Annotated in this window: 17 protein-coding genes; 11 read left to right on the top strand and 6 right to left on the bottom strand. The window is 37.7% G+C overall.

The annotated features are described in order from the left end of the window. Positions 1–797: 797 nt before the first annotated feature. From H4J67_RS02685 to metK, 3 genes are all read left to right on the top strand, one after another. Positions 798–1538: an ABC transporter substrate-binding protein gene (locus H4J67_RS02685; RefSeq protein WP_182176582.1), complete on the top strand. Its 741-nt coding sequence runs from the start codon at positions 798–800 to the stop codon at positions 1536–1538. Positions 1539–1659: 121 nt separating this feature from the next. Next, positions 1660–2511 (top strand): glutamate racemase, encoded by an 852-nt coding sequence (gene murI / locus H4J67_RS02680; protein ID WP_182176581.1) that lies wholly within the window; start codon positions 1660–1662, stop codon positions 2509–2511. Positions 2512–2641: 130 nt separating this feature from the next. After that, positions 2642–3829, top strand: coding sequence for a methionine adenosyltransferase (gene metK / locus H4J67_RS02675; protein WP_182176580.1), 1188 nt, complete (start codon positions 2642–2644; stop codon positions 3827–3829). Between the two features lie 93 nt (positions 3830–3922). Here the strand turns inward: metK and H4J67_RS02670 are convergent, their stop codons facing one another. From H4J67_RS02670 to H4J67_RS02655, 4 genes are all read right to left on the bottom strand, one after another. Next, positions 3923–4900, bottom strand: coding sequence for a rhodanese-related sulfurtransferase (locus H4J67_RS02670; RefSeq protein ID WP_182176579.1), 978 nt, complete (start codon positions 4898–4900; stop codon positions 3923–3925). A gap of 148 nt (positions 4901–5048) precedes the next feature. Then, entirely contained in the window at positions 5049–7154 is a 2106-nt protein-coding gene (locus tag H4J67_RS02665; protein ID WP_182176578.1) for a TonB-dependent receptor, read from the bottom strand. Positions 7155–7342: 188 nt separating this feature from the next. Continuing rightward, on the bottom strand, positions 7343–10450 hold the full coding sequence (locus H4J67_RS02660; protein WP_182202798.1) for an efflux RND transporter permease subunit: 3108 nt from the start codon (positions 10448–10450) through the stop codon (positions 7343–7345). Between the two features lie 9 nt (positions 10451–10459). Further along, a complete protein-coding gene (locus tag H4J67_RS02655; RefSeq protein WP_182202796.1) occupies positions 10460–11638 on the bottom strand; it encodes an efflux RND transporter periplasmic adaptor subunit in 1179 nt (392 codons plus the stop codon). 240 nt (positions 11639–11878) lie between these two features. Between H4J67_RS02655 and rsmE the strand changes: the two genes are divergently transcribed. The 4 genes from rsmE to ruvX all read left to right on the top strand — a co-directional run bounded on the left by rsmE (position 11879) and on the right by ruvX (position 14821). Beyond that, a complete protein-coding gene (rsmE, locus tag H4J67_RS02650) occupies positions 11879–12640 on the top strand; it encodes a 16S rRNA (uracil(1498)-N(3))-methyltransferase (protein WP_182176575.1) in 762 nt (253 codons plus the stop codon). 69 nt (positions 12641–12709) lie between these two features. Next, positions 12710–13666: a glutathione synthase gene (gene gshB, locus H4J67_RS02645; RefSeq protein ID WP_182176574.1), complete on the top strand. Its 957-nt coding sequence runs from the start codon at positions 12710–12712 to the stop codon at positions 13664–13666. Between the two features lie 146 nt (positions 13667–13812). Then, positions 13813–14367, top strand: coding sequence for a YqgE/AlgH family protein (locus H4J67_RS02640; protein WP_182176573.1), 555 nt, complete (start codon positions 13813–13815; stop codon positions 14365–14367). A 19-nt stretch (positions 14368–14386) separates the two neighbouring features. Further along, on the top strand, positions 14387–14821 hold the full coding sequence (gene ruvX, locus H4J67_RS02635) for a Holliday junction resolvase RuvX (protein ID WP_182176572.1): 435 nt from the start codon (positions 14387–14389) through the stop codon (positions 14819–14821). A 119-nt stretch (positions 14822–14940) separates the two neighbouring features. Here ruvX and H4J67_RS02630 read toward each other — a convergent pair whose 3' ends face one another. Continuing rightward, positions 14941–16068: a PilT/PilU family type 4a pilus ATPase gene (locus H4J67_RS02630; protein ID WP_182176571.1), complete on the bottom strand. Its 1128-nt coding sequence runs from the start codon at positions 16066–16068 to the stop codon at positions 14941–14943. 64 nt (positions 16069–16132) lie between these two features. After that, positions 16133–17176, bottom strand: coding sequence for a type IV pilus twitching motility protein PilT (locus H4J67_RS02625; protein WP_070374253.1), 1044 nt, complete (start codon positions 17174–17176; stop codon positions 16133–16135). A gap of 76 nt (positions 17177–17252) precedes the next feature. On the opposite strand from H4J67_RS02625, the gene H4J67_RS02620 reads away from it, so the two are divergent. The 4 genes from H4J67_RS02620 (at position 17253) to H4J67_RS02605 (ending at position 19966) form a co-directional block, all read left to right on the top strand. Continuing rightward, a complete protein-coding gene (locus H4J67_RS02620; protein WP_182176642.1) occupies positions 17253–17933 on the top strand; it encodes a YggS family pyridoxal phosphate-dependent enzyme in 681 nt (226 codons plus the stop codon). Between the two features lie 91 nt (positions 17934–18024). Then, on the top strand, positions 18025–18840 hold the full coding sequence (gene proC / locus H4J67_RS02615; protein ID WP_182176570.1) for a pyrroline-5-carboxylate reductase: 816 nt from the start codon (positions 18025–18027) through the stop codon (positions 18838–18840). A gap of 42 nt (positions 18841–18882) precedes the next feature. Next, positions 18883–19431: a YggT family protein gene (locus tag H4J67_RS02610; RefSeq protein WP_182176569.1), complete on the top strand. Its 549-nt coding sequence runs from the start codon at positions 18883–18885 to the stop codon at positions 19429–19431. 94 nt (positions 19432–19525) lie between these two features. Further along, complete coding sequence (locus H4J67_RS02605; protein ID WP_070374257.1) at positions 19526–19966, top strand: DUF4426 domain-containing protein; 441 nt, start codon at positions 19526–19528, stop codon at positions 19964–19966. Positions 19967–19976: the final 10 nt, after the last annotated feature.

Genomic DNA, 19976 nt, shown 5'->3' with positions numbered 1-19976 from the left:
CATGAAAAGAGGTTAGCGGTATTGTTTACTCGCCCCCATAACCTGACATTTTGTTGATTTCTAAAAACGTTCTCACATTTATTTTTCTCTAACTCCATCATCAAAATTTAGCCACTTTTAAACGGGTAGTCTTCGATATATATAACAAAAAAACACAGCAGTGATGGGGGGCATGAAGCCCCCAAAACCTCCAAAGTCATCTAATAAAAAAACCACCTAATATTGGGACTATAGCGAAGCCTAAAGAATAAAATAATGCTACACCAAGGTATGTTACACTTAAATGTGCTGGAGCTAAACGGTCAATATGAACATCAATGGTAGGGAGAAAATATCACTTCGGCTAACGTCATCACTAAGACTATACCAATCCATCCCCAGAAAAATCAATTAGGTTTACTGCAAACCAAAGTTACGAAACGACAAATAACAGTAAACCAATTTGAATACAACTATCTAACGCCATCGTTTTCAACAAAACAAACTCAGAGCAAATAATTAACAGTCAATTGGCAACAATCATTGATGAAATAAGCAAAATAAGATCAGGCACTTCAGCCCAAGTTAAATATTGAATTAACAACAAGTCCATTTGTGCGTAAATAAACAGACGCAGAGTATTAGCGACAATGAGACATTGTGGTAACTTATCTTACTTTAAAAGGCTAACGGTAGTTTATTGATTACTTTACTGACATTATTATTTGTTTGTTTGGATTTTTAAATATCATAGGAAGAACAAAAACTTAATTTGCTCTATACTAAGTTTATTAACCCTTGTTAAATGAGTTAGATAATTGATAAATAGAAAGTATCTCTGGATTATTATATTTTGGCTAGGTAATACCGCATCAAGTATTGCCGAACAGCTTGTTGTCACTGAAATATTACCCCCCTACCAGTTCTACCAAGAAAGTAGTGTGTTAAGTGGCTTTTCAGTTGAAGTTATGAAAGAAATATTCAAAATTACCGGTGATAATATTGATTTGCAAATATTGCCTTGGGCACGCGCTTACAGAACAGCCTTGAACCAACCTAATACACTTATTTTTTCACTCTCTCGTACCTTATCTCGGGAAAACTTATTCATTTGGGGGGGGAAATTAACAAAAGAAGATATTTACGCTTGGGGCTTAAAAGAAAACTTTAAAACATCAATAACTGATATTCAGCAACTAAAAAAATACAAAATAGCCGTAGCGAATTCATCAAGTACTGCACAATATTTTCAGCAGCATGAATACCCCTATCTTTATATACTTGGTTCACCAGAGCAAAGCTTACAAATGCTATATCTCAATAGGGTTGACATTATTACGGGTACAAAGAACACCTTAAAAGTACGAGCAAATAAATTAAACTTAGATATCAGTAACCTAAAAGTAATTATGCCTATATCAGTCATTAACCATGATTTATATTTTGCTTTTAGTCTTAACAGTGATGAAAAGGTTGTCAGTAAATATATAGATGCTTATCATCAAATTAAAAGCAGTGGCATTTTAGATAAGCTAAAAAGTAAATGGCATGTGCTTTAAATTTAATTTATTCAATAAATTCAATAAATTCAATAAATAACACTCAGATCACTTTACTTCTTTGACTAAAATCAATATAACAAATATAAATTTAATCCCTTACTCATTAATGACAGATATAATGATTAAAAATCAGCTAGTCGCCCAAAAAACAGTAGTCCCTTTAAAGTTAGCTCCAGCAAATTCTCAAGCGATCGGTGTTTTCGACTCTGGTATTGGTGGTTTATCGATTGCGAAATGTATTCATAAAAACTTACCACATGAAAATATTATTTATGTTGCAGATAGCCAATTTGCTCCTTATGGCGATAAATCGTCAGTAAACATTATTGAACGGGTAAATAAAATCACAGACTGGTTGATTAACCAGCAGGTAAAAGCAATTGTTGTTGCCTGTAATACTGCAACCGTTAGCGCGATTGATCAGCTACGTTTACGTGTTTCAATTCCAATCATAGGGGTTGAGCCCGCAATTAAACCTGCCGCAATTCATAGTAAAACCAAAAAAATAGCTTTATTGGTAACAGAAGCAACCGCTATAAATACGCGTTTTTTATCATTAGTAAATAAGCATAGAAATGGTACTGAAATTTATATCCAACCTTGTCCCGGCTTAGTAGAACTTATTGAGCAAGGCCTTTATGAAAGTGAACAGTGCCGTAAAATACTAAATGTCTTCTTGTTGCCACTTGTGCAAAGTAATATTGATACCCTCGTATTAGGGTGTACTCATTACCCTTTTGTTCGCCAACTTATACAAGATATTGTCGGTGATAAAATTACCATTATGGAAACTGCTCTACCGGTAACTGAGCAGCTTGCCAGACAACTTGAAATTAAGGGATTACTGGCAAGTCATGAACATATTTCCCAACAACATTTTTTTAGCTCAAAGATATCACCGGAACAAGCCCAGTTAATGTCAGTACTCTTTGATGAAAATGTCTCACTACAACGACTCCCTGCTCTTTAAATGAGCAATTCACAATTATTTTTAGCCGTTTAGCCTTCTAGGCGTAAAAAAACTAGAAAATAGTTAATCTTGCAGTTAGAATAACTTCAATATAAAAATATCTTAAACTATTAAATTTCCCTGAGGTTTTATGTCTACTCAATTTTTCACTTCTGAATCAGTTTCTGAAGGTCATCCAGATAAAATCGCCGATCAAATTTCTGATGCGGTACTTGATGCTATTATCGCTAAAGATAAGAATGCCCGTGTCGCTTGTGAAACGATGGTGAAAACTGGTGTAGCTATTATTTCAGGTGAAGTTTCTACCACTGCATGGGTTGATTTAGAAACGATTACCCGTAATGTAATCAGTAATATTGGCTATACTTCGTCTGACGTCGGTTTTGATGGTGAAACCTGTGGCATTATGAATTTAATTGGCCAGCAATCACCTGAGATTGCCCAAGGTGTTGACCGAGCAAACCCAGAAGATCAAGGTGCTGGTGACCAGGGATTAATGTTTGGTTATGCGACCAATGAAACTGAAACGTTAATGCCTGCACCAATATTTTATTCTCATCGATTAGTAGAGCGTCAAGCTGAAGTGCGTAAATCAGGGGTCTTACCTTGGTTACGTCCTGATGCTAAATCTCAAGTCACTTTTATTTATGAAGATAATAAACCAGTAGCGATTGACGCGGTTGTTTTATCAACTCAACATAACCCAGAAATTTCTCAAGAAGATTTGCACGAAGCTGTAATGGAAAATATCATCAAAGCTGTGTTACCTGCTGAGTTATTAACTAAAGATACTAAATACTTTATTAATCCTACAGGTCGTTTTGTTATTGGTGGTCCCGTTGGTGACTGTGGTTTAACAGGTCGTAAAATTATTGTCGATACCTATGGCGGCATGGCTCGTCATGGTGGTGGTGCCTTCTCAGGTAAAGATCCATCAAAAGTTGACCGCAGTGCCGCTTATGCAGGGCGCTATGTTGCAAAAAATATTGTTGCTGCTGGCCTAGCTGACCGTTGTGAAATTCAAATCTCTTATGCCATTGGTATTGCTGAGCCAACATCTATTTCAATTGAAACCTTTGGTACCGGTAAAGTATCAGAAGCAACGTTGATTGAGTTAGTTAGAGAGTATTTTGATTTACGACCTTACGGCATTACTAAAATGCTTGATTTATTACACCCTATGTACCAAATGACAGCCGCTTACGGACATTTTGGTCGTAAACCTGTTGAAGTAACAGTAGGTGATGATACTTTTACCGCCTTTACTTGGGAAAGAACAGATAAAGCCGACACGCTTCGTAAAGCCGCTGGGTTTTAATTTTTAACGTTTCAACATAATCGTTACTCCTGAACATAAAAAAGCGACTTAAAGAGTCGCTTTTTTATTGTAAAATATGAGTTAAATTTATGGCTATTCAGTCGACTGCGCTTTTTTACCAGCTACTTTTTCTTTTCGTCGCTGCTCAATGACACTTTGAACATGGCCACCAATGTGTTTTTCACCACGTTGGCTTGCTAAATTAATTTGGCGTTCGCGCTCAGCAAAGCCACTACGTTGCTCATCAGTATATTTATCATAACAACGATGACAACTAACGCCTTTTACATAATGCTCACTTTGCTTTTCTTGTTCGGTTATCGGATAACGACAAGCAAAACATTGATCATACTGACCTTGCTCTAAACCGTGTTTTACTGCAACTCGACTATCAAAAACAAAACACTCGCCTTGCCACATCGATTCATCTTGATCAACTTCTTCTAAATATTTAAGTACGCCACCTTCAAGGTGATATACCTCTTCAAAGCCTTGCTCTTTCAAATATGCAGTTGATTTTTCACAGCGGATGCCACCAGTACAAAACATTGCTACTTTTTTGTGTTTATTTTTATCTAAATTTTTAGCAACATATTCTGGAAATTCACGAAAAGTTTCAGTCTTCGGGTTTACTGCGTTTTCAAAAGTACCAATCTCAACTTCATAATCATTGCGGGTATCAACAAGTAATACTTCAGGATTAGCAATAAGTGCATTCCACTCTTTAGGTTTCACATAAGTACCCACCGTTAATAATGGATTAATACCTTCAACACCCATAGTTACGATTTCTTTTTTCAACTTAACTTTACTACGCTGAAAAGGGTTTTCATCTGCATAAGAGTATTTGTTAGACACTTGACCTAAACGCTCATCACTTGCTAAAAAAGTTAATACTGCATCAATACCAGCTTGTGTGCCTGCTACGGTACCATTAATGCCTTCGTTGGCAAGTAATAATGTACCTTTGACATTATTATCTAACATGACTGATAAAAGAGGAGATTTAAGTTGTTCGAAGTTTTCTAAGCGGACAAATTTATAAAGTGCACACACGGTGATGTTTTGCATAATAATACCCATTGAGCCAGCCAAATCGTAAATCTGGAGCTGTAGATTGAAATAAAGCCAACACTGATATAATCAGCATTGGCGAAAGACGCGCATTCTATCAAAAGACTTTATTTAGATAAAGTACCTATCCCATTGATCAATTAAATTAGAATTGAATTTTTACACCAATAGAAGGAAATGGTTCCATTCCTTCTTCTCCTTCTATTTTAAAATCAGTTAAAGTTTCAGTACCATCAGGTGCATAATAATAACCAGAAATATTCTTACTCCCCGTTGCGTTTAATAAAGCAAATGTCCATTCAGCTTTATTTCCCCATATGGTTGTCTTGTAATTCGCCTGTATATCAAGACGACTATATGTAGGGAGTTTTTCAGAGTTCAAATCCCCATAAGTAGGAAGGTAATAATCTTGATGATCGGGGTTATTATATAAACCTACAATTGGTGTATATTTTGCGCCACTTCTGATGCTCAGTTTTACGCCGAAATCCCATTTTTCATTAAATTTATAGTTGGCCACCATGTTAGCGAGTAACGGCGTGTCTAAATAATACTCAGTCGTTACATTGGTGAAATCATCAGTTCGGGCACTCTTCGACCAACTCAATGACGCCCAACCATACCAACCGTCACCCTCTTCCCTTCTAATTACCCACTCTAAACCTCTAGCAGCTCCAGATAAGTCATTACTATAATGTAAGTGAGCATTAACATCGTCTTCATCAAGTGACCGCGCTAAATCGCCTAAATTTTTATAATATAAATCAATAGTGCTTTCCCATAAATCATTTATTTGATAACTGAATTTTAGAGCATAGTGTGTTGCTTTTGGTGATTTAAGTTGCGGGTTTCCTACGCTTTTTAATACAGTTTCAAGGTCAGGAAATTGATTATATGTACCTGTTTTCGCCTTTATGGTTAAATCATTGTTTACATACCAGTTAAGCGAAATTCGCGGATGAAAAAATTTCTGTTCCGTAAAATCATTGTACTCAGCTCGTAAGCCCATTTCTAAAGACCAGTTTTCATCGAACGACCAAATATCATTAAAATAAACGGCACTGTTATTATTGGTTAAACTGTCATTGTCTTGAATACGATCTCCTTTTTTACTTTCACAATCGGGATCATGATCAGTACAATAATAAGGAATAGCATCAAAGCTATAAGTACTTTCATTATTGCTTAAATCAATACCTGTAATCAATTTATGCGCTTCAAACCAGTCTATTTGATAGACAAACCGGGAATTATAAGATTCATTTTCAAGGTTAATAAATTGTCCTGCGCCATATGATTCTTCTGATTTTTCTATAGAATGACCTACGGTTAAATGCATTAATCGACCATTGTCTCCGTAGAACTGCCAGGAAATTCCTTGGCTATCAAATTGACTTTTTATTTTTAAGTCGCCAATAAAATCAGGATCTATTCGACCTTCTTCTGAAGCCTTTGATACATTAATGCCACCAATGTCACTGGCTCCTGTTAAGGTAAAAGTTAATTTGTGTTCATCACCAATTAGCCACTGATATTTACCTTGATAGTCGTCACTCACCGGGGCTTTAAAAACAGTGTAGCCATCTTCTTCTTCACCTTCGGGTAAAAACAAATGAATCAAGCTTCGGCGATACGATAAATAAAAAGCTTGGTCATCATTTATCCCGCTCTCTATCATTACGCCTGTTTTCATCAAACTTGCATCCACAGTAGTCGTAAAGTCTTGATTACGAGGGTCTCGGAGTTTTACATCGAAAACGCCGCCAGTTGCATTGCCATATTGACTGCCAAAAGCAGCAGGATGAAGCGAAAAATCACCCACAACGTTTTCATTAAAAATACTGTCCCCAAATAAATGAAAAATATATCCCGCAGGCATATCGTCAATATAAAATGCATTATCATCTGGTGATGAACCACGAATAGCAGGTTCTCCACCACTATCGCCACCCGCATAAACCACACCAGGCATACTATAGACGGCACTCAGTGGATCATGATCTAGTCCAGCAATTTTCATAAGTTTTTTAGTTTCAAAAGAAACTTCCGTATTTGCTTGATTACGACGAGAGACAACTTCAATAACCTCGATAGGTTCAACTTTAGCCTTTATATTTATGGCTTTTTCTTCTTGAAAGGATTTATTTGCAAACGCAAATGATGGAGCTGATATTGAAAATATTGAAATGAGTGTTAAGGCAATTTTTGTCCAAACTAAACTCTGTTGATTACGACTTAGTGTACTTAGCATTTTTTAACCATTTGATGAGGTGATATATGCCGTTATTATCTAGAAAACAACTGTAGAGTTCAGTACTTTTGTGTCTAATAATTGTCAGTAGTTGTAAGAATAGCTTGCCAAAAAAAGGCTTCCCACATTTGTGAAAAGCCTTTTCAAATTCTAAATTTCTAAATTTCTAAATTTCTAAGCCGTTATATCTAGCTCGATGACCCTTTAATTTTTTCCCGCATACGTTGAATCATCATATAGAAATATGGCACTAACAACGTACCCAGTATAGTGGCCGCTAACATACCTGAAAGTACGGTAACACCAAGGAATATTCGGCTACTGGCTCCTGCACCAGACGACATAACTAAAGGAATAACACCTAAAATAAAAGACAGTGCCGTCATCAATACCGCTCTAAATCTTAACTTTGCAGCATCAAGTGCCGCTTCCATGATCGTCTTTCCTTGGGCTCTTAGTTCCATCGCAAACTCAACAATAAGAATGGCAGTTTTAGTCGATAAGCCAATCAGTAGTATTAACCCTACCTGCGCATAAATATTGTTTTCCATCCCTAAGATATAAAGTGTCAGCATTGAGCCAAATAAGGCTAAAGGCACTGCGGCGATGACAGAAAACGGTATAGTCCAGCTTTCATATTGAGCGACTAAAAATAAGTAAACAAACAACAACGCTAAGCCAAATAAAACAGGCGCTAAATTGCCCGCTTCAATTTCTTGTTTAGACTGCCCGGCCCACTCAAAAATATAGCCTTGGGGTAAGTTTCCAGCCAATTCTTCCATAATCGCTATCGCCTCACCTGACGAATGACCACTCGATGCTTGGCCAGTGATATTTGCGCTACGGTACAAATTAAAATGTCCGATACTGGTAGGGCCTAAAATAGGCTCAAGCTTAGCAAGTGTCGTTAACGGCACCATTTCACCGTCTTGGTTACGCACAAAATAGTAGCGCAAGTCAGAGGGATCTTTACGGAACTCTTTTTCAGCTTGAACGGTTACTCTGTAGGTTCGCCCAAACTGGCTGAAATCGTTAATGTACATTGACCCTAACTGCGCTTGTAACGTTATAAAAATATCAGACAAAGCAACACCTTGAGCTTTTGCTTTATCTCTATCAACCTCTAAAAAGTATTGTGGAACATTTGCGCGGTAAGTACTAAAAACGCGAGTTAATTCAGGTCGTTGATTTGCCTCATAAATAAGGCCATTCATCACTTGTGCTAAATCACTAGGACTTCGGCCTTCACTGTCTTGTAGTTTAAATTCAAAACCCGAACTTGTCCCTAAACCTGGAATAGGCGGAGGATTAAATATCATTATTTGTGCGTCTGGCATTGTCCACAGTTGCCCCATTAAACGCTGGATAACAGCACGCAGTGCTAATGCTGGCTCCGTTCTTTCTTCCCAATCTTTTAGCATGATAATACCTAAACCATTGTTCGAGCCTGCCCCACCTAATAACGAAACACCTGAGACAGTAATAACATCAGTAACGGCTGGGTCTGCTTTTATCATTGGCGTTATTTTATCAATAAGTGCCTGTGTTCTGTTACTTGAAGCCGCATCAGGTAATTGGATATCGAGAAAAACATAACCTTGGTCTTCGCTTGGAACAAACCCCGTGGGTACCGATGTGGTTAACCACCCTGTAGCTACAAACAAAACACCGACAATAATACCGACGCGAGTAGCACGTTTTAATAAGAAGTTAACGCCTGTGGTATAGCTTCCTGTCATTTTTTCAATACCCCGTTCAAAAGGCATCAACCATTTGATCGGTTTCATATTCTCTTTACTTAATAAAACAGTACAAAGAGCTGGGCTTAACGTTAAGGCATTAATAGACGAAATGATAACAGCAAATGAGATGGTTACTGAAAACTGTTTGTACAATTCACCAGTAATACCCGGCATAAAGGCGACAGGAATAAATACAGCTAGCAGTACTAAAGTAGTTGCGATAATTGGCCCTGAAACCTGTTCCATGGCCTTAGTCACCGCTTCTTTTATGTCGAGTTTTTCTTCTTTTAGAATGCGTTCAACATTTTCAATAACAATAATGGCATCATCGACAACAATCCCTATTGCAAGCACTAAACCAAAGAGTGTAACGGTGTTAATGGAATATCCCATCACTAACATAAAAGCAAAGGTACCAATTAATGAAACCGGTATAGCGATAGTTGGGATCAGTGTGGCTCGCCAGTTTTGCAAAAATAAGAAAACCACGAGAATAACTAAAACTATTGCTTGAAATAAGGTCGTTTTTACTTCATCAATAGAACGTGAAATAAATTCAGTCGTGTCGTATGGAATAGCATACTCAAGCCCGTCAGGAAAACGTGCTGATAATTTTTCTATCTCTAACTTTACTAACCGAGCGACTTCAGTTGCGTTTGCACCAGGCAATTGATAAATAACTAAAAATGCGGTTTCGTTACCATTTAAACGTGCTTGAACGCCATAGTTTTGCGAACCAAGTTCTAAACGTGCAATGTCAGATAAACGGACAAAGTTACCGTTAGAACGAGCTCTTACGATGGTTTGCCCAAATTCTTTAACCGTTTTTAATCGCCCTTTCGCTTGAATTGAATACTCAAACTGTTGATTTGGCAATGAAGGGCTCGCACCTAACTTCCCTGCCGCTACAATTAAATTTTGCTCTTGAAGTGCTTGTTTTACCTCCGTAACCGTAACCCCTAATGATGCCATACGGTCAGGTCGCAGCCATGCTCGCATGCTATAAGTCATTTCACCCATAACACTAGCTTCTGCTACGCCAGGAATACGTCCCAGCGGCTCAGTTAATGAATTGGTCGCATAGTTACTTAAGAAAAGTTGGTCTATACCCGCTTGCTTTGAAAATAAATTAATGGCCATTAACATTGAGCTAGATTTTTTCTTAACCGTTACCCCTTGTCGGGTCACTTCTGATGGCAGTGAGCTTTGGGCTAATGCCACACGATTTTGCACATTGACCTGCGCCATATCGTCATCAATACCCACCTTGAAAAATACAGTAATGGTTGCTGAACCATTATTTGACGCTGTTGACTCGATGTACATCATATCTTCAACACCATTGATTTTTTCTTCAATGGGACGAATAACTGACTCTTCGACAACCTGAGCGCTAGCACCGGGATAGACTGCTGTTATTTGAACTTGCGGTGGTGTTATTTCAGGGTACATATTAACGGGCAATATCCCCATGGCAATAAGGCCCGCTAAAGTAATAACAATTGAGATAACAAAAGCAAACTTGGGTCGATGAATAAACGTTTTACTAATCATGGGAGTGTCCTACTTAGTTAAAAGGTCAGAAATAGTACCGGTAAGCGGGTCAATTCTTTTGATAACTGGCTTCACTTCAACGCCACTTCTTACTTTTTGTAAACCTTCTATGATCACTTGTTCGTTCGCTTTAAGACCTGATTCAACGACCCACATCGCATTCATTCTTCGCCCTAAAGTAACCAAACGTTGCACAACTTTATTATCGTCGCTAACAACAAGGACAAACTTGCCTTGTTGGCTTTCTTGAACGGCAACTTGAGGGACTAGCGCCATTTGCTCTTTTTGCTTGCCTTCGATAATTAAGGTGACAAACAAGCCAGGCACAACAATACCGTCAGGGTTATTAAACTTCGCACGTAATTCAACCGTCCCCATACCCTGGTCTATCTTGGTATCGGCAAAAATAAGCAAACCTTTTTCGCCATAGGTGGTGTTGTTCGGTAAACGTAATGAAATATCAATGGATAAATCTTTAGGGTGATGCGTATTTTTTTGTAAATAAGAAATATAGTCGCTTTCTTCTACTTGAAAGCTCACATAGATGGGGTCTGTTGCTGTTAATGTCGCGATGGTATTACTGCTCGGGCTCACAACGGCACCAATACTATAATTAACTTTACCAATTCGCCCTGAAAATGGCGCTTTAATCACGGTATAACTTAAACTCAACTTAGCTGTTTCTAGTGTTGACTCAGCCACCTGCACCGCCGCTTTTGCTTGGGAGTTATTAGTGATTAACTTATCAAGATCAGATTGTGAAATATAGCCATCTCCTGCAACTTCACGCCCTCGTTTTAAATCTCGTGCCGCACCTTCTGCACCTGCAACTCTACTAGCTAAATCTGCTTTTGCAGATTCTAAAGAGGCTTGGTAAGCCGCAGGTTCAATATTAAGTAGTACTTGATCTTTTTCAACGATAGAACCTTCGTCAAAGTGACGTGCTATTAATTCACCTTCAATGCGAGCACGTAAATCAACTTCTTTTGAGGCAACGGAACGCCCTAAAAATTCACGATAGCTACCAATTTCATTTACTTTTATTTCATAAATAGAAACGGCAGGAGCTGGCGTTTTTTGTTTAACTTGCTCAGCTTGTCCACAACTAACAACAGTCAAAGCAATAACTGACAAAAGACTCACGCGAGATAAAATAGGTTGAAAAGATGGTAGGTGTTTTGTGAACATCTATGTTCTCCGTTTAGGATGTATAAGCAGGAAACGAAAACAGCTAATAAAAATCAAGCTGCTTAAAAAGTTATTATTACATTTGATCATAGTAAATTCAGTCAAAAAAGGTAATCAAAGACTTAAAACAGGCGATGTTTATTTTAAAAAGCCGTTTTTCAGCTATTTTATAAAATGATAATTGAAATAAGAGCAAGTCGCCCTTATATTTCTTGTTAAGATAATAAAAAATAAAATAAAATGAGCAATCCTAGAATTTATCAACAACAATCCTTTTCTATTGGCGACACAGTCACCTTAAGTGAAGATGCCTTTGGCCATACAATACGAGTTTTACGTTTAAAGAGTGGTGATTCCTTAACTCTTTTCAACGGTGAATTTAATAACGGTTTACTAGGCGATTATCAAGCTGAACTCACTGATGTTAATAAAAAAAGTGCACAAGTGGTTATAACGTCGTTCACAGAGAAGCATGTAGAGTCACCGCTAAACATTCATTTAGGCCAAGGTATTTCCCGTGGCGATAGAATGGATTTTACTTTACAAAAATCGGTTGAACTTGGTGTTAATACCATAACCCCACTATTTACTGAACGTTGTGGCGTAAAGCTGACAGGTGAGCGCTTACAGAAAAAAATAGACCAATGGCAAAAAATAGTGATTGGTGCTTGTGAACAAAGTGGCCGTTGTTCGGTCCCTATTGTTATGCCTGCTGTTTATTTAGATGAATGGCTAACTCAGCAAACTGGTTCATTAAAACTAAATTTACACCCAAAAGCGCAATACTCAATAATGAATTTGCCTGAAAAAAACATCAATGAGTCAAATCAGCGAGTGCGTTTACTTATTGGTCCAGAGGGAGGTTTAAGTGATGATGAAATTAAACGAGCCAATCAAGCCTCTTTTGTTGATGTTTTATTAGGGCCCAGAATATTAAGAACAGAAACAGCAGCATTAACTGCAATTACCGCATTGCAATGTCGCTTTGGCGATATTAACTAGTAATAATACTTTAATGATTGTGTGCAATTGAAATTAATTTGAGTTGTTTGCAAGATATAGGAAAAATAAATGACAATTAAACTTGGCGTAGTAATGGACCCTATTTCACAGGTCAATGTAAAAAAAGATTCGTCTATGGCGATGATGTTTGAAGCGCAAAAGCGTGGATATGAAATTTATTACATGGAAATGAAAGACTTATACCTTGACCAAGGACAATGCCGTGCGACTGCACAAAAATTGAAAGTTTTTGACGATCCTCAACATTGGTATGAACTCGACGACGTAAACGATATAGCAGTTTCAGAGCTTGACGCGGTGCTCATGCGTAAAGATCCTCCTTTTGATACTGAGTTTATCTACGCGACTTATATGCTTGAGCGTGCGGAGGTTGAAGGCACATTAATTGTGAATAAACCTCAAAGCCTTCGTGACTGTAATGAAAAACTTTTTACCGCTTGGTTTGCCGAGCTAACACCACGTACCTTAGTGACACGTAACAATGATAAAATTCGTGAATTTCATCAAAAAGAAAAAGACATTATTATCAAGCCACTTGATGGCATGGGCGGTGCGTCAATTTTTCGTATAAAAGAAAATGATGCTAATGTTGGTGTTATATTAGAAACACTGACCAACCACGGTAATCAATACGCCATGGTGCAAGAATTCATGCCTGAAATTAAAGATGGCGATAAACGCATCCTTATTGTTAATGGTGAACCTATGCCTTATTGTCTAGCGCGTATCCCTGCACAAGGTGAAACGCGTGGTAACTTAGCTGCCGGTGGTCGTGGTGAAGCAAGACCCCTTAGCGCAACCGATAGGTTAATTGCTGAAACTATTGCCCCTGAATTAAAGAAACGTGGTCTATACTTTGTAGGGTTAGATGTTATTGGTGACAAAGTTACCGAGATTAACGTGACCAGCCCAACCTGTATCCGAGAAATTGAAGCTGCATATCCTATTAATATCAGTGGTAAATTAATGGATGCAATAGAAGAAAATATTCGCCCTAGAGTATAAGCCTTTTAGTTATACTTTTTATCACCAAAATAAAGTTATGAGTCTATTACTAGCGGTAACCCTTTAAAGTAAAGGGTTACCATACCTCTATAAAAACAATGATGCATAGAGTTTTTTTTAAACTTAAGATGTAAAAAGGTGAAGGTATGGAAAGCTTAGAAAATCAACTTTTAATCGCAATGCCTGCATTAGACGATGCATATTTTAATAAAACCGTGACCTATATTTGTGAACATAATGAAGAAGGTGCCATGGGGCTTATTATTAACTTACCCGTTAACGTTACTTTAAACGAGTTGCTCGTCCAAATAGATGCTAAAAAAGAAGAAGCACCTGAATTAGGCCAACAAGTGTTAACTGGAGGTCCAGTATCTCAAGACCGAGGCTTTGTTTTACATAGTCCACAAAGTTGCTGGAAACAATCGTTATCACTCAGTAAAGAGGTGATGATAACGACCTCTAAAGATATTTTAATGGCACTAGGTACCGAAGAAGCCCCTGAAAAATATATGGTCACATTAGGTTATGCTGGTTGGGGGCCGGGTCAATTAGAAGAAGAAATAAAAACTAACGCCTGGCTTTTAACCCCTGCTGATGGTGATATTGTTTTTAATACACCGATTGAGCAGCGCTGGAAAAAAGCCACAGAAAAGCTAGGTATTGATATGGCTCATTTATCTACGGATATTGGCCATGCTTAACAACATTAAGGAATAATAAGTGTCAAAAGATGTCGGCCAACGCACCGTTTTAGGTTTTGATTTTGGTAAAAAATATATTGGCGTTGCTGTTGGCCAAGAACTGACAGGAAGTGCCTCTCCTTTAGGCTCGATTAGAGCTAAAGAAGGTATTCCTAATGAGATGGAATTAACCAAATTTATTAAAGAATGGCAACCTGACTATTTAGTGGTGGGATTACCCTTAAATATGGATGGTAGTGAGCAACAGTTAACCCTTGATGCCAAAAAATTTGGTAACCGCTTATCCAATAAATTCGCTTTGAAGGTAGAATTTCAAGATGAACGTTTAACCACAGCGGATGCCAAAGAACGTTTATTTGCCGCTGGTGGCTATCGTAATTTAAAAAAAGATAATATTGATGCTGAGTCAGCAAGATTAATTATTGAAAGCTATTTTGAAACGCTTTACGACTAGAAAATAGCAATATAGTCAAACCACATAAAGCTCATGCGTCAAGTGGTTTGACTATCTATTGTTACACTGTTCAGGAAACTTAGCTTAACACCTAGCAATGTTTCTTAAGCATCTGTTAACTAAATATCTTTAGGGCCAAAACCGTCAATGGTCACGCCACTTAATGCACCGGTGCCTCCTTGCTCATTACTGCGCAACTTAATCATCAAGCGTAAATCATTAGGTGAATCAGCATGATGCAATGCATCAGCATAGTTTATTAAGCCTTTTTGATACAACTCAAACAAAGCACCATCAAAGGTCTGCATGCCAAGTTCTTTAGACTTTTCCATCACTTCTTTAATACTACCAATATCACCTTTTTTAATAAGTTCAGCGATATAAGGCGAGTTAAGTAAGATCTCAATCGCCGCAACACGCCCGTTACCGTCGCAGGTAGGGATCAGTTGCTGAGCGATAATACCGCGTAAATTTAACGCTAAATCAAACAATAACTTGCCATGTTGATCGGCAGGCACTAAATGCATAATACGGTCAATCGCTTGGTTAGCATTATTTGCATGCAAGGTTGCAATACATAAGTGCCCGGTTTCAGCAAAGCTTAACGCATGTTCCATGGTTTCTTGGTTACGGATCTCACCAATTAAGATAACATCGGGTGCTTGGCGTAATGAGCTTTTTAAGGCCGCATCGAAACTTTCAGTGTCTAAGCCGACCTCTCGTTGCGTTACCATACAACGCGCATGTTCATGAACAAATTCAACAGGGTCTTCAATGGTAAGAATATGGCCACGCGAATTTTTATTACGATAGCCAATCAATGAAGCCATTGATGTTGATTTACCCGTACCCGTGCCACCAACAAAAAGTACTAAACCGCGCTTTGACATGACTACATCTTTTAAGATTGGCGGTAAACCGAGTTCGTCAGCATCAGGAATTTCTGTGACAATACGTCGGACAACCATACCTGCCATATCGCGTTGCCAAAAGGCTGAAATACGGAAGCGGCCAATGTCGTCAATTGAAATGGCAAAGTTACATTCTTTTTCTTCGGTAAATTGCTTTTTCTGTTTATCGTTCATTGCGTTATGAACAAGAGCTAACGATTCATCGCTTGTTAAAAGGTGATCATCGATTGCTTGTAACTCGCCATTTACTTTGGCGCTTACCGCAAGCTTAGCGGTAACAAACATATCAGAGGCACCTTCTTTTACCATCTTTTGTAATAAGTCATGAAAATTCATTGATCTTTCTCTTATCTTTTAAACCGTAATGTGAAGTAATAGACACCCATGGTTTGAGCGTGCTTTAAAAACCTCTAAACTGATTTTTATCCACCGCTTTTTCCATCGCATCTTGCTTAGTTATCAAGCCTCTATTCACTAGACCTTGAAGACATTGATCCATGGTTTGCATGCCATGAGACATACCGGTTTGAATGGCACTGTACATCTGCGCTATTTTGTCTTCACGAATTAAATTTCTTATTGCAGGAACACCTAACATTATCTCATGAGCGGCAACACGACCCCCACCCACTTTTTTAATCAAGGTTTGTGAAATAACCGCACGAAGTGATTCTGACAACATTGAACGCACCATAGATTTCTCTTCACCGGGGAAAACATCAATGATACGGTCGATGGTTTTTGGTGCAGAGGTTGTATGTAAAGTACCAAAAACTAAGTGGCCGGTTTCCGCCGCTGTCATTGCTAAACGAATAGTTTCTAAGTCGCGCATTTCACCAACAAGAATAACATCAGGGTCTTCACGTAAAGCACTGCGCAGAGCAGCTTCAAAACTTAGTGTATCGCGATGGACCTCACGTTGGTTTATTAAACATTTTTTGTTTTCGTGAACAAACTCAATAGGATCTTCAATGGTAAGAATATGATCGTGTTTGTTGTTATTAATATAATCGACCATAGCCGCTAAAGTGGTTGATTTACCCGAGCCTGTTGGACCCGTCACTAAAACTAAGCCTCTAGGTATATCAGAAATTTCACGAAAGATATCAGGACAGCCTAAATCATCTAAGGATAATATCTTGCTTGGAATAGTACGAAATACTGCTGCAGGGCCACGATTTTGATTAAAAGCATTGACACGAAAACGTGCCAAATTTGGCACTTCAAAAGAGAAATCGACTTCTAAATTTTCTTCATACTCTTTCCGTTGACGATCATTCATAATATCATAGACCAGAGCATTAACATCTTTCTCGTCAAATGCTGGGATATTGAGTTTACGTACGTCACCGTCAACACGAATTGAAGGCGGAGTGCCTGCAGATAAATGTAGATCAGATGCATTATTTTCCACACTAAAGGCAAGTAATTCGGTAATATCCATAAAAAGACCTCTTAATAATTATTTTTTATAATTTTATAATATAAAGTAAGTTGAAACTAAATTGACACAAAACAATATGACACCCATTAAAGATAATCTTGCTAAGATAAATCTGCAAATTTTTAATGCTTGCGAGCTAGCAAAACGTCCATCTTCACAGGTGACCTTACTCGCGGTTAGTAAAACCAAAACCAGTGCCATGATCGAACAAGCTTATTTAGCAGGCCAACGAGAATTTGGTGAAAACTATATTCAAGAAGCCGTTGAAAAAATAGAAGAATTACAAAGTTTGTCAGACATTACTTGGCATTTTATTGGTCCTATACAGTCAAACAAAACACGATTAATTGCCGATAACTTTGCTTGGGTACATAGTGTTGACCGCATTAAAATAGCAAAACGCCTTAATGATCATAGGTCTAGCCAAGATACTCCCCTCAACGTTTGTTTACAAGTCAATATTAGTGGCGAAGAAAGCAAATCCGGCATAGCCGTTAAAGATATTAAAGCGTTAATTGATTGTATTGAGCATTGCCCACATTTAACCCTGCGCGGCTTAATGGCTATCCCTGAGAAAAATGCCTCTGAACAAAGTTTTGAAAAAATGCAGCAACTTTATACGCAATTAAAAAAAGACCATCCTAGTATGGATACTTTATCGATGGGCATGTCAGGAGACTTGAGTGACGCTATTGTTAAAGGTTCGACTATGGTCAGAGTTGGCTCAGCCATTTTTGGCGCTAGAGAAGATAAATAGTTATATTCGGATACAATCTATTTCACTTTCTTTAAGTATAATTAGTTACAATAGTTAAAATATTCACATTCTTATTTATCATAGGTATTTCATGACAAAAATTGCTTTTATTGGCGCTGGTAACATGAATGGCGCAATTATTTCTGGCTTAGTAAACACAGGCTTTGCCGCTCAAGATATTATCGTATCAAATCCTTCACCTGAGAAGCGACTGGCTTTACAAGAGCAACTTGGTATTAAAGAAACCGCAGACAATATCGTTGCGGCTAATTTTGCAGATTTTATTGTACTTGGTGTTAAACCTCACTTTATTGTTGAGGTTTGCCAAAAAATCAGCCAAGAAATTGACATTAGCAGCAAGTGCTTTATTTCCGTTGCTGCTGGATGCACTGTTGCACAAATGCAAAAAGCCTTAGCCAAACCATGTGGCATTATTCGTACTATGCCCAATACCCCCTCGCAGATTGGTTTAGGTGTTACTGGTTTATATGCCGACGAAAATGTTAATACTCAACAAAAACAGGTTGCCGAAGAACTAATGAGTTCGGTGGGTATTATCAAGTGGTTAGCCACTGAAGATGAAATTGACAATATTATTGCGGTCTCTGGCTCGGCGCCGGCCTATTTCTTTTTGTTTATGGAAGCAATGGAAAAACAAGCGATAGCGTTAGGTTTTTCAGTAAAAGAAAGCCGTGAATTAGTGCAGCAAACCGCTTTAGGTGCTGCGCAAATGGTGGTCAACAACGATATTCCAATCAGCGAATTACGTGCTAAGGTCACCTCAAAAGGTGGTACAACCAATGCTGCTATTAATTCTTTTATAGATGATGGTTTGGATAAAATAGTAACAAATGCAATGAACAGTGCATTGCATCGCGCTAAAGAAATGGCGCAAAATAACGTTTAATACCGTTTGAATTTTATTAATTATTAAGTTTTGGAGAAGTAGATGGAAGCCATTAATTATTTGCTGAGCTTTGCCTTTGACGCATTATTAATGTTGTTAGTTTTACGTGTATGGTTACAATTGGTCCGTGCTGATTTTTATAACCCGTTAAGCCAGTTTATTGTAAAAGTAACCAACCCAGCCGTTATTCCGCTTCGCCGGGTTATACCTGGTTTTGGTGGTATTGATATATCAACATTGTTATTAGCTTTTGCCGTAGCAGCGTTAAAGTTTATTCTTATCCCATTACTTAATGGTGGTGATATCAATATTATTTCGGCGCTATACTTAGGTCTTATCTATTTAATTAAACAAACGGGTGTATTGCTATTTATGTTAATGCTCGTTATGGCATTAATGAGCTGGGTAGTTCAGGGGTACAACCCTACGCAAGCTATCTTCCAGCAGTTAACTGAACCGTTTTTAAAACCGATAAAACGTATTGTACCCAGCATTGGCGGTTTAGACTTATCTATACTTATTGCTTTCTTATTACTAAACGTAATTAATATTTTCCTATCTGGCGCCATTCCAGGTTGGGCAATGCTATAATAACATAGAAACAATAAAACAGGTTTTGTAATAATTTGGCTATAAAACCTGTCTTATTAAATGTATGGATAATTAAAACAAAAAGGAACACATTATGAAAAATATCTTTCAAACCTGTTTATTTATTATTTTAGTTTCATTGACCCTAGTCAGTAACGTTTTTGCTGAAAACATGAAAAAACTGGGTTCGATGCAAGTTCATTATATGGCAATAAATGCCACATTTTTGACCCCAAAAGTAGCAAAAGCTTATGATATTGAACGTAGTCGTTTTAACGGTTTAATTAATATTTCAGTTTTAGACGATACTAAACCGTCAACGCCAGCAAAAGCCGTAACTATTCAAGGAAAAGCTCGAAATGATATTGGTCAAATCAAAACCCTTGAATTTGACGAAGTAAAAGAAGGTGATGCTATTTATTATTTAGCACAAGTTAATTACACCAACGAAGAAACCTTTTACTTTGATATCACCATTAGTGACGGCAAAGAAACCCACCAGCTTAAATTCAAACAGAAATTTTATGTTGATTAATCACTAATTG

The organism is Colwellia sp. BRX10-4 (assembly GCF_014077465.1).
Taxonomy (GTDB): Bacteria; Pseudomonadota; Gammaproteobacteria; order Enterobacterales; family Alteromonadaceae; genus Colwellia_A.
This window is presented reverse-complemented; position numbering and strand designations above follow the sequence as displayed.

Bases quoted from the DNA above. Each gene is read 5' to 3' on its own strand.
- H4J67_RS02665 (WP_182176578.1), bottom strand. From the start codon at position 7,154: ATGCTAAGTACACTAAGTCGTAATCAACAGAGTTTAGTTTGGACAAAA.
- H4J67_RS02655 (WP_182202796.1), bottom strand. From the start codon at position 11,638: ATGTTCACAAAACACCTACCATCTTTTCAACCTATTTTATCTCGCGTG.
- rsmE (WP_182176575.1), top strand. From the start codon at position 11,879: ATGAGCAATCCTAGAATTTATCAACAACAATCCTTTTCTATTGGCGAC.
- H4J67_RS02630 (WP_182176571.1), bottom strand. From the start codon at position 16,068: ATGAATTTTCATGACTTATTACAAAAGATGGTAAAAGAAGGTGCCTCT.
- proC (WP_182176570.1), top strand. From the start codon at position 18,025: ATGACAAAAATTGCTTTTATTGGCGCTGGTAACATGAATGGCGCAATT.
- H4J67_RS02625 (WP_070374253.1), bottom strand. From the start codon at position 17,176: ATGGATATTACCGAATTACTTGCCTTTAGTGTGGAAAATAATGCATCT.
- H4J67_RS02605 (WP_070374257.1), top strand. From the start codon at position 19,526: ATGAAAAATATCTTTCAAACCTGTTTATTTATTATTTTAGTTTCATTG.
- H4J67_RS02610 (WP_182176569.1), top strand. From the start codon at position 18,883: ATGGAAGCCATTAATTATTTGCTGAGCTTTGCCTTTGACGCATTATTA.
- gshB (WP_182176574.1), top strand. From the start codon at position 12,710: ATGACAATTAAACTTGGCGTAGTAATGGACCCTATTTCACAGGTCAAT.
- metK (WP_182176580.1), top strand. From the start codon at position 2,642: ATGTCTACTCAATTTTTCACTTCTGAATCAGTTTCTGAAGGTCATCCA.
- H4J67_RS02640 (WP_182176573.1), top strand. From the start codon at position 13,813: ATGGAAAGCTTAGAAAATCAACTTTTAATCGCAATGCCTGCATTAGAC.
- murI (WP_182176581.1), top strand. From the start codon at position 1,660: ATGATTAAAAATCAGCTAGTCGCCCAAAAAACAGTAGTCCCTTTAAAG.
- H4J67_RS02670 (WP_182176579.1), bottom strand. From the start codon at position 4,900: ATGCAAAACATCACCGTGTGTGCACTTTATAAATTTGTCCGCTTAGAA.
- H4J67_RS02660 (WP_182202798.1), bottom strand. From the start codon at position 10,450: ATGATTAGTAAAACGTTTATTCATCGACCCAAGTTTGCTTTTGTTATC.
- H4J67_RS02620 (WP_182176642.1), top strand. From the start codon at position 17,253: ATGACACCCATTAAAGATAATCTTGCTAAGATAAATCTGCAAATTTTT.